Raw genomic sequence first — 9,996 nt, forward strand, 5'->3', positions numbered from 1 at the left:
CCTCCCCCTCTTCGCCCCACCGCACGCGAGCGGACAGCACCCCTGGGGCACAGGACCCGAACCCGCCCAGGCGAACGCAAAGGCCCCAGCGGAGCACGAAACTACCCACGGGTAACCCCGCCTTCCACCGAACCCGGCACCGCTCGTTAGGGTTCCCGTGGCCGTGCCTGGGCACCGCTTCCCTGGAGTGGCGCCCCCGAGCGGCCACTGGCAGCACCCGGAGTACCGGCCACACCGGCGACGGCGCCGACCCGACCGGTACCGCGTCACGGAGTCCAGGAGGCATCCGGCATGTTCGAGAAGATCTTGGTGGCCAACAGAGGTGAGATCGCCATCCGCGCCCTGCGCGCGGGGCACGAACTGGGAGCCCGCACCGTCGCGGTCTTCCCCCACGAGGACCGCCACTCGCTGCACCGACTCAAGGCCGACGAGGCCTACCAGATCGGCGAACCCGGACACCCCGTCCGCGCCTACCTCTCAGTGGACGAGATCGTCCGCGCGGCACGGGAGGCGGGTGCCGACGCCGTGTACCCCGGCTACGGCTTCCTGTCCGAGAACCCGGCCCTGGCACGGGCCTGCGCGGAGGCGGGCATCACCTTCGTGGGCCCGCCCGCCGAGGTGCTGGAGCTGACCGGCAACAAGGCGACCGCGATCGCCGCGGCCAAGCGGGCGGGCATCCCCGTCCTGGACTCCACCGCGCCCTCCACGGACGTGGACGGGCTGGTCGGCGCCGCCGAGGAGATCGGCTTCCCGGTGTTCGTCAAGGCCGTGGCCGGTGGCGGCGGCAGGGGCATGCGCCGGGTGGACGCGCCCGCCGCGCTGCGGGAGTCGATCGAGGCGGCCATGCGCGAGGCCGAGACCGCCTTCGGCGACCCCACGGTGTTCCTGGAGCGCGCCGTGGTGGACCCGCGCCACATCGAGGTACAGATCCTCTCCGACGGCGAGGACGTGATCCACCTCTACGAGCGCGACTGCTCGGTGCAGCGCCGCCACCAGAAGGTCGTGGAGCTGGCCCCCGCACCCAACCTCGACCCGGAACTGCGCGAGCGCATGTGCCGGGACGCTGTGCTGCTCGCCCGCGAGCTGGGCTACCGCAACGCGGGCACGGTCGAGTTCCTCGTGGGCCGGGACGGCCGACACGTGTTCATCGAACTCAACCCCCGCATCCAGGTGGAGCACACGGTGACCGAGGAGGTCACCGACGTGGACCTCGTGCAGTCGCAGATCCGGATCGCCTCCGGTGAGTCCCTCGCCGACCTCGGCCTGTCCCAGGACGCGATCGTCCTGCACGGAGCCGCCCTGCAGTGCCGCATCACCACCGAGGACCCGGCCAACGGGTTCCGGCCCGACACCGGGACGATCAGCGCCTACCGCTCCCCCGGCGGCTCGGGGATCCGCCTCGACGGCGGTACCGCGGCCGCGGGTTCGGAGGTCAGCGCGTACTTCGACTCCCTGCTGGTCAAGCTCACCTGCCGGGGCCGTGACTTCGCCACGGCGGTGAGCCGCGCCCAGCGCGCGGTGGCGGAGTTCCGCATCCGTGGTATCTCCACCAACATCCCCTTCCTCCAGGCTGTGCTGGAGGACGAGGACTTCCGGCAGGGCCGGGTGACCACCTCCTTCATCGAGGAGCGCCCCCAGCTGCTGACCGCGCGCCCCTCAGCGGACCGGGGCACCCGCCTGCTCACCTACCTGGCCGACGTGACGGTCAACAAGCCGCACGGGGAACGCCCCCACCTGATCGACCCCGCCTCCAAGCTGCCCGCCGTCCCCGAGACGGCCCCGCCCGCGGGGTCCCGGCAGCGCCTGCGCGAACTCGGCCCCGGGGGGTTCGCCCGCTGGCTGCGCGAGTCCGACGTTCTGGGGGTCACCGACACCACCTTCCGGGACGCCCACCAGTCGCTGCTGGCCACACGGGTGCGCACCCAGGACCTCCTGGCGGCCGCGCCCGCCGTGGCGCACACCCTGCCCGAGCTGCTGTCCCTGGAGTGCTGGGGCGGCGCCACCTACGACGTGGCCCTGCGGTTCCTGGCCGAGGACCCGTGGGAGCGGCTCGCGGCGCTGCGCGAGGCCGTGCCCAACGTGGCCCTCCAGATGCTGCTGCGCGGCCGCAACACGGTCGGATACACCCCCTACCCCACCGAGGTGACGCGGGCCTTCGTGCGGGAGGCCGCCGCCACCGGTGTGGACGTCTTCCGGGTCTTCGACGCCCTGAACGACGTCGAGCAGATGCGCCCGGCGATCGACGCGGTACGGGAGACCGGCACCGGGCTCGCCGAGGTCGCCCTGTGCTACACCGCCGACCTGTCCGACCCCGCCGAGAAGCTGTACACGCTGGACTACTACCTGAAGCTGGCCGAGCGGATCGTGGAGTCCGGCGCGCACGTGCTCGCGATCAAGGACATGGCCGGGCTGCTGCGCGCCCCGGCCGCCTCCCGCCTGGTGAGCGCGCTGCGCCGTGAGTTCGACCTGCCGGTCCACGTGCACACGCACGACACCGCGGGCGGCCAGCTCGCCACCTACCTCGCGGCGGTGAACGCGGGCGCGGACGCGGTGGACGGCGCGGTGGCCTCCATGTCGGGCACCACCTCACAGCCCTCCCTGTCGGCGATCGTGGCCGCCTTCGACCACTCGGACACCCCCACCGGGCTCTCCCTGGACGCGGTGAACGAACTGGAACCGTACTGGGAGGCGGTGCGCAGGGTGTACGCGCCGTTCGAGGCGGCCCTGACCTCGCCGACCGGCCGCGTGTACCACCACGAGATCCCCGGCGGCCAGCTGTCCAACCTGCGCACCCAGGCGGTCGCGCTGGGACTGGGCGACCGGTTCGAGGACATCGAGGCCATGTACGCCGCCGCCGACCGCATGCTGGGCCGTCTGGTGAAGGTGACCCCCTCCTCCAAGGTGGTGGGCGACCTGGCCCTGCACCTGGTGGGCGCGGGGGTGGAGCCCGAGGAGTTCGAGAGGGACCCGGACCGGTTCGACGTGCCCGACTCGGTGGTCGGCTTCCTCCGGGGTGAGCTGGGGGTGCCCCCGGGCGAGTGGCCCGAGCCCTTCCGCACCAAGGCTCTGCGCGGCCGGAGCGAGGCCCGTGCCACCACACCGCTCAGCGAGGCGGACCGCGCCGGGTTGGCCGAGGAACCCCGCTCCACGCTGAACCGGCTGCTGTTCGCCGGTCCCACCAAGGAGTTCGAGGCGCACCGCGCCGCCTACGGCGACACCAGCGTGCTGGACAGCCGGGACTTCTTCTACGGCCTGCGCGAGGGAGAGGAGCACGTGGTGGACCTGGAGCCGGGCGTGCGCCTGCTGATCGGCCTCCAGGCGGTGAGCGAGGCCGACGAGCGCGGCATGCGCACCGTCATGACCACCCTCAACGACCAGCTGCGACCGCTGCACGTGCGCGACCGGTCACTGGCCTCGGACGCACCCGAGGCGGAGAAGGCCGACCGTGACGACCCCGCCCAGGTCGCGGCGCCCTTCGCCGGGGTGGTCACCCCGACCGTGGCCGTGGGCGACGAGGTCGCGGCCGGGGACACGGTCGCGACCATCGAGGCCATGAAGATGGAGGCCTCCATCACCGCCCCGCGGGCCGGGGTGGTCGCGCGGGTGGCCGTCGAGGGCGCCCAGCGGGTGGAGGGTGGCGACCTGATCGTCCACCTGGGCTGAGGCGTCGGGTGGCCGTCGACGGCGACGGCCACCCACCGGCCGCTGCGTGAGAGGCCCTGTGCGGCGCTGTTTCCGTGCGGGGTCCGGGGGTACTCCGGCCGGGGGTACGGGTAGGACTGGACCCCGCCCCCCGACCGGATCGGTACCCCATGCACACACCCCCAGCCCCCGAACCCCCAGCCCCCGAATCCTCAGCGCCCGAAGGCGTCGACGTCACGACCCCGCACTCCGCGCGGGTGTGGAACTACTGGCTCGGCGGTGAGGACAACTACCCGGTCGACCGGGAACTCGGCGACCAGATCCTCGGCATCCACCCCGGAATCGCCGTCGACGCCCGCGCGGGCCGGGCCTTCCTCGTCCGCGCCGTCACCCACCTGGCCCGCGAGGAGGGTGTACGCCAGTTCCTGGACGTCGGCACGGGCCTGCCCACCCACCGGAACATCCACGAGATCGCGCAGAGCGTCGCCCCCGACGCGCGGATCGTCCACGTGGACAACGACCCCCTGGTACTCGCCCACGCCCGGGTGCTGCTGCGGGGCACCGAGGAGGGCGCCACCGCGTTCGTCGACCACGACCTGCGCGACACCGGGCGGGTCCTGGCACGCGCCGGTGAACTGCTCGACCTCGACCAACCAGTGGGGCTGTCCGTCATCGGCACGCTCGGCCACCTCCCCACCTTGGAGGAGGCCGCGGGGGTCGTCCGCTCCTACCTGGCCGGGCTTCCCTCCGGCAGCTTCCTGGTGGTGGCCGACGCGGTCCTGCCCGACGAGGGCAGCGCCGCCGAGGCCCTTGACGAGTGGAACAGGGAGGCGGCCCTGGCCTACCGGGGCCACACCCCGGCGGAGTTCGCCTCCTACTTCGACGGCCTGGAGCTGCTCGACCCCGGTGTCGGTCCCACTCCCCTGTGGCGCCCCGAACCGGGGGAGGTCGGCCGCACCCCGGACACCGACATGTACGGCGCCGTCGCGCGCAAACCCTGAACGGCCGCGCCGCACCCGCCCGAAGTGTTCCCGCGTGACGGTTTCATACGATGTAGACCGAATCGATCACGCGGGACCTCCCGCGACGAAAGGAGCCCCGGTGGTTGACGTGCCCGAACGCGCCCTGGTCGTGATGGCCCACCCCGACGACGCCGACTTCTCGTGCGCCGGGACCGTGGCGCTGTGGACCCGGGCCGGGACCGAGGTGGTCTACCTGATGGTCACCGACGGCGAGGCCGGTGGCGACGCGCTCACCCTGGACAGCTCGGAGATCGCCGCCATGCGCCGTGAGGAGCAGCGCCGCGCGGCGGCCGAGGTCGGGGTCAAGGACGTGCGCTTCCTCGGCTACCCGGACGGGCGGGTGGAGGCCACCCTCGACCTGCGCCGCGACATCGCACGGGTGATCCGGCAGGTCCGGCCCGAACGCGTCGTCATCCCCAGCCCCGAACGCGACTGGGACAGCGTCGCCGCGAGCCATCCCGACCACATGGCCACCGGTGAGGCCTCGATCAACGCGGTCTTCCCCGACGCCCGCAACCCGCACGCGCACCGCGAACTCCTCCACGAGGAGGGCCTGACCGCGTGGACCGTGCCCGAGGTGTGGGTGGTCGGCGGCCCCACGCCGCACCACTACTCGGACATCACCGACGTCTTCGAACGCAAGGTGGCGGCGTTGGCCGCGCACGAGAGCCAGATCGGTGACATCGCCGAACTGGAGCCCATGCTGCGCCAGTGGATGGCGGCCAACGCCGCCGAGGGCGAGCTGCCCGAGGGGCACCTGGCCGAGGTCTTCCGGATCGTCCGGACCGCCTGAACCGTTCCGGGGCGGGGGCGTGCGCCCTCGCCCCATGGAGGAAGGGGAGCACGATCGCGACCTGTTCTCGAGGGGTGACGAACACGTTCCACCCCAGCGGCCTGGTCGAGACCGCCCGCCGCGTGAGCGAGGCTCTCGGCCCGGGGCCGGTGGTCGCGCTGACCGGCGCCGGGATATCGACGGACTCGGGCATCCCCGACTACCGGGGCCCGGACTCACCGCCGCGCACACCCATGACCTACCAGGAGTTCGTCGGGGACGCGGCCTTCCGACGCCACTACTGGGCGCGCAACCACGTGGGCTGGCGTCACGTGGCGGACACCGCCCCCAACGACGGCCACCGCGCCCTGGCCGAACTCGAACGCGCCGGGAGGGTGTCGGGGGTCATCACCCAGAACGTGGACACCCTGCACGACGCAGCGGGCAGCAGGAGCGTGATCGACCTGCACGGCCGCTACGACCGGGTGATCTGTCTGGGCTGCCGGGCCGTGACCGGCCGCGCCGAGCTCGCGGTGCGGCTGAACGAGCTCAACCCCGGCTTCGCGGAGGAGGTGGCCGACGTCGAGGTGGCCCCGGACGCGGACGCCGTGCTGGCCACCACCGAGCACTTCCGGGTGGCCGACTGCGGCTCCTGCGGCGGTGTCCTGAAGCCGGACATCGTGTACTTCGGCGAGAACGTGCCCCGGCCGCGGGTCGAGGAGGCCTACGCGATGGTCGACCGGGCCGCCGGGCTGCTGGTCGTGGGGTCGTCGTTGACCGTGTTCTCCGGCCGCAGGTTCGTGAAGCACGCCGCGGGGCAGGGCAAACCAGTGGTCATCGTCAACCGGGGTGCGACGCGCGCCGACGACGTCGCGGCGCTGACGGTGGGGTACGGCTGCTCCGAGGTCCTGCGGGCGCTGGCGGGCGACAGCGCCCGGGGCGCGAACGCGTGACGCCGCCCGCACCCGACATACCGCCTATGTGTACCAACCGGACGGTACAGTAACCCCGAGGCGACCCAGACACCCCTCCACCGCCAGCGGTGCGTCTCCTCCGGGCGGGGAGGACCAGGATCCGAGCCCACACGGAGGTCCACGTGCCGATCAGCAACAGGAACATCCTCGTCTCGGGGGGCGGCGTGGCCGGGAGCGCGCTGGCCGTCTGGTTGGCCCGGCGGGGATTCGCGCCCACCGTGGTCGACCTCGCCCCGGAGCCCCGCGCGGAGGTCGACCACGCCGAGGTCTCCCGCCAGGGGATGGCGCTCCTGGACCGGATGGGCCTGGGTGAGAGGGTCCGAGCCCTCGGGTCTCCCGTGGACGAGGTGCGCACCCACGTGAGCGGACGCCGGGAGCCGACGTGCCTGCCCGGCGAGCCCGGCAACCTGACCGTCCGGCACGGCGACCTGGTCCGGGTCCTGCGGGAGGACGACGGCGGGGTCGAGTACCTCCTCGGTGACGGCGTCACCGCGCTGGAACAGGACGACGAGGGCGTCGACGTCACCTTCGCGCAGGCCCCCGCCCGCCGGTTCGACCTGGTCGTGGGTGCGGACGGCCGGGACTCGCCGGTGCGTGAACTGGCCTTCCCCGGGCCGGACCAGGGGCGCCTGCGCTACCTGGGCGCCAACACGGCGGTCTTCGAGACGGCCAACCTCCTGGACGCCGACAACACCACCGCCTGGCACGTGTGGCCGCACCGGGGCTGCCTGGTGACGACCCTGCCCGGCGGCGACCGGGCCTCGGTGGTGCTGGTGGTGCGCGACCGCTTCCCGATCGACGGGGACACCATGGACCAGGACGCCCGACTGCGGTGGGTGGAGGAGGCCTTCGGCGAGGACGGCTGGGAGATGCCCCGACTGCTGCGCGCCGCGCGCGACGCCGACGTCCGGGTCCTGCCGTCCACGCAGGTGCGGATGGATGTGTGGGAGCAGGGTCGCGTGGTGCTGGTGGGCGACGCCGCCTACTGTCCCGACCACCTGAGCGGGCAGGGTCCGACGATGGCTCTGATGGGCGCCCTGGCCCTGGCGGGCGAACTGGTGTTCACGGAGGGCGAGCACGGGCGGGCGTTCTTCTCCTACGAGGCCGCGTTGCGCCAGTCCGTGCGCGAGGCCCAGACCGTGGCTCCCTACGTGGTGGACAGTGTGGCCCCGGAGGCTGGCCGCTACGAGACCTGGATTCGCGAGCGGGCCGAACTCGCCCTGGCCCGGGGCACCCTGCTGATGGGGCGCCTCGGGATCCGCCCGCCCATGGACAGCGTGGGCCGGGAGTTCGCCGTGGAGCGCTACGCGGGGATGCTGACCGGCTGAGACCCGATCGGGGGCCCGCCCGCGTGGCGGGCCCCCGGTGTTCCCGGGTGTCGTGCGCGTGCGCTACGGTAATGATTATCGTTTTCATCCTAGGGAGGTCCACTCCGATGACCGTAGCGACACCCCTGCCCGTCGTCGTGGTCTCCGGGCTCCACCGGCTGGCCCGCCGCAGCACCGTCGACGACCTGATCACCGCCGTACCCGGCGCCGTCGCCCTCCACCACGACATGGACGGGATCGGCGAGGGGATCGTCCTCCGGGTCACCCGCAGCAGATGGGGTGTCCTGGACCGCACACGCCTCGACCTCGACCACCCCTGCGCCACCTGCGCCCTGCGCGAGGACCTCCTCCCCATCCTGCTGGACCTGGCCGAACGCGGCGAGCACGGCCTGTGCGTGGTGGAGACCTGGGACGCGGTCGAACCCCGCTCCGTGGCCGAGGCCGTCGCCGCCCACGAGGAACTTCGACTGGCCGCCGTGGTCACCGCCGTGGACGCCGAGCGCCTCCTCCCGGACCTGTCCAGTGTCGACGACCTCTCCGACCGTTCCCTGACCGTCGTCTCCGAGGACCGGCGCTCCGTCGCGGAGGTCCTCTCCCACCAGATCGAGTACCCCACGGTGGTCACACTCCACGGAGAGCACCACCGAAACGAGGCCCGCTCCCTCGTCGCGCACCTGAACCCGGCGGCCCTGGTGGTCCCGCCCGGCGGCGGCCTGGTCGCCCTCACCGAGGGGCGCTTCCTCCCCGACGCCGCCGCCAACCGGCTCAACCCGGCCTGGGCGCAGTACTGGGACCTGTCCGACGACAGGGTCAGCACCGTGGTGTGGACCCGCAGGCGCCCGCTGCACCCCGTTCGACTGCACGAGTCCCTGGAACGGATCGTCTCCACCGGACTGCGCGGACGCGGCCGGATCTGGCTGGCCAGCAGGCCCGACACGCTGCTGGTCTGGGACAACTACAACGACTCCCTGGTGCTGGAGAGCGCCGGCCCCTGGCTGGACGCCCTGCCCGGGGCCGCCCTCGACCTGGTCTCCGAGACCCGTCGCGCCTCGGCCGACCTGGACTGGGACCCGGTGGTGGGCGACCGCCGACAGCACCTGGCCTTCACCGGGGTCGACCTCGACGCCGCGCGGCTCGTGGAGCTCCTCGACTCCTGCCTGCTCACCGACGAGGAGGCCGGGCGCCCCCTGGCCGTGGACCCCTTCGCCGACGCTCTCTGACCCACCGCGTTCCGACGCCCCGACGACCCGACCACCGGAGGAGGACCCGTGCCACAGAGGAACCGACGCCCCGACCCACGAGCCGCGACGCGACGGTTCGCCAACCCGCTGGGCGACGCGGACCACGTCGACTACAAGGACACCAACCTGCTCCGCAAGTTCATCTCGGAGAAGGGCAAGATCCGCAGCCGACGGGTCACCCGCGTGACCGCGCGCCAGCAGCGCCTGATCGCCGCGGCGGTCAAGAACGCGCGCGAGATGGCCCTGCTGCCGTACCCGTCCACGACCAGACGGGACTGACCGTCCGCCCCACCGGACCGAACAGGACCGGCCCCGGAGCGAAGGGCCGGAAGACGACCGACGACCAGGAGGAGACCACCGTGTCCCGTGTCTGCCAGGTGACCGGAAGGGCACCCAGCTTCGGCAACGCCATCTCGCACTCCCACCGCCGCACCAGGCGGCGCTTCGACCCCAACATCCAGAACAAGCGCTACTGGCTGCCCAGCGAACGGCGCTTCGTGAAGCTGCGGCTGAGCGTCAAGGGCATGCGGGTCATCGACGCCCGAGGCATCGAACGCGTGGTCGCCCAGATCCGCGCCCGGGGAGAGAGGCTCTGATGGCCAAGAAGAGCAAGATCGCCCGCAACGAACAGCGCAAGGAGATCGTCGCGCGCCACGCCGAGCGACGCTCCGAACTCAAACGCCTGATCAAGAGCCCGCACACCGGCGAGGCCGAGCGCGCGAGCGCCGTCGCCGAGCTGCGCCGCCAGCCGCGCGACGCCAGCGCGACCCGGGTCCGCAACCGGGACGCCGTCGACGGCCGCCCCCGCGCGCACCTGAGGAAGTTCGGACTGTCGCGGATCAGGTTCCGGGAGATGGCCCACCGCGGCGAGCTGCCCGGAGTCACCAAGTCCAGCTGGTAGCCAAGCCGGCCGTGTGGGCGGACTGACGCCCACCGGCCCCGAGAACGGGACCGACCGTTCGCGATCCGGTCGGCCCGAGGGTTCCCGGGGCGCTCCCTCCCCCGGGAGCCCCCTCC

At 72.8% G+C, this 9,996-nt stretch carries 9 protein-coding genes; all 9 read left to right on the forward strand.

The features are described 5' to 3' along the window. Nucleotides 1-291 precede the first annotated feature (291 nt). Nucleotides 292-3,663: a pyruvate carboxylase gene (locus ADX84_RS24215; RefSeq protein ID WP_049579589.1), complete on the forward strand. Its 3,372-nt coding sequence runs from the start codon at nt 292-294 to the stop codon at nt 3,661-3,663. Nucleotides 3,664-3,812: 149 nt separating this feature from the next. Continuing rightward, nucleotides 3,813-4,643: an SAM-dependent methyltransferase gene (locus ADX84_RS24220; protein ID WP_049579591.1), complete on the forward strand. Its 831-nt coding sequence runs from the start codon at nt 3,813-3,815 to the stop codon at nt 4,641-4,643. Nucleotides 4,644-4,743: 100 nt separating this feature from the next. Further along, nucleotides 4,744-5,457: a PIG-L deacetylase family protein gene (locus ADX84_RS24225; RefSeq protein ID WP_049579594.1), complete on the forward strand. Its 714-nt coding sequence runs from the start codon at nt 4,744-4,746 to the stop codon at nt 5,455-5,457. A 74-nt stretch (nt 5,458-5,531) separates the two neighbouring features. Then, nucleotides 5,532-6,389, forward strand: a complete 858-nt coding sequence (locus tag ADX84_RS24230) for an NAD-dependent protein deacetylase (protein WP_049579595.1) — start codon at nt 5,532-5,534, stop codon at nt 6,387-6,389. Nucleotides 6,390-6,532: 143 nt separating this feature from the next. Beyond that, nucleotides 6,533-7,738 carry an FAD-dependent monooxygenase gene (locus tag ADX84_RS24235; RefSeq protein WP_049579597.1) on the forward strand — a complete coding sequence of 402 codons (1,206 nt, stop codon included), beginning with the start codon at nt 6,533-6,535 and terminating at the stop codon, nt 7,736-7,738. Between the two features lie 107 nt (nt 7,739-7,845). Continuing rightward, nucleotides 7,846-8,958, forward strand: coding sequence for a GTP-binding protein (locus tag ADX84_RS24240; RefSeq protein WP_199776693.1), 1,113 nt, complete (start codon nt 7,846-7,848; stop codon nt 8,956-8,958). Nucleotides 8,959-9,006: 48 nt separating this feature from the next. Then, nucleotides 9,007-9,258 carry a 30S ribosomal protein S18 gene (gene rpsR, locus ADX84_RS24245; RefSeq protein ID WP_049579599.1) on the forward strand — a complete coding sequence of 84 codons (252 nt, stop codon included), beginning with the start codon at nt 9,007-9,009 and terminating at the stop codon, nt 9,256-9,258. 80 nt (nt 9,259-9,338) lie between these two features. Beyond that, on the forward strand, nt 9,339-9,575 hold the full coding sequence (rpmB, locus tag ADX84_RS24250; protein WP_049579601.1) for a 50S ribosomal protein L28: 237 nt from the start codon (nt 9,339-9,341) through the stop codon (nt 9,573-9,575). Beyond that, a complete protein-coding gene (rpsN, locus tag ADX84_RS24255; RefSeq protein ID WP_049579603.1) occupies nt 9,575-9,880 on the forward strand; it encodes a 30S ribosomal protein S14 in 306 nt (101 codons plus the stop codon). Before rpmB ends, rpsN begins: the two co-directional genes overlap by 1 nt. Nucleotides 9,881-9,996: the final 116 nt, after the last annotated feature.

The sequence above is a fragment of the Nocardiopsis sp. SBT366 genome, assembly GCF_001083815.1.
Classification (GTDB): Bacteria; Actinomycetota; Actinomycetes; order Streptosporangiales; family Streptosporangiaceae; genus Nocardiopsis; species Nocardiopsis prasina.

Excerpts from the sequence above, each read along its gene's own strand:
- ADX84_RS24240 (WP_199776693.1), top strand. The coding sequence starts at position 7,846 with ATGACCGTAGCGACACCCCTGCCCGTCGTCGTGGTCTCCGGGCTCCAC.
- rpsN (WP_049579603.1), top strand. The coding sequence starts at position 9,575 with ATGGCCAAGAAGAGCAAGATCGCCCGCAACGAACAGCGCAAGGAGATC.
- ADX84_RS24215 (WP_049579589.1), top strand. The coding sequence starts at position 292 with ATGTTCGAGAAGATCTTGGTGGCCAACAGAGGTGAGATCGCCATCCGC.
- ADX84_RS24220 (WP_049579591.1), top strand. The coding sequence starts at position 3,813 with ATGCACACACCCCCAGCCCCCGAACCCCCAGCCCCCGAATCCTCAGCG.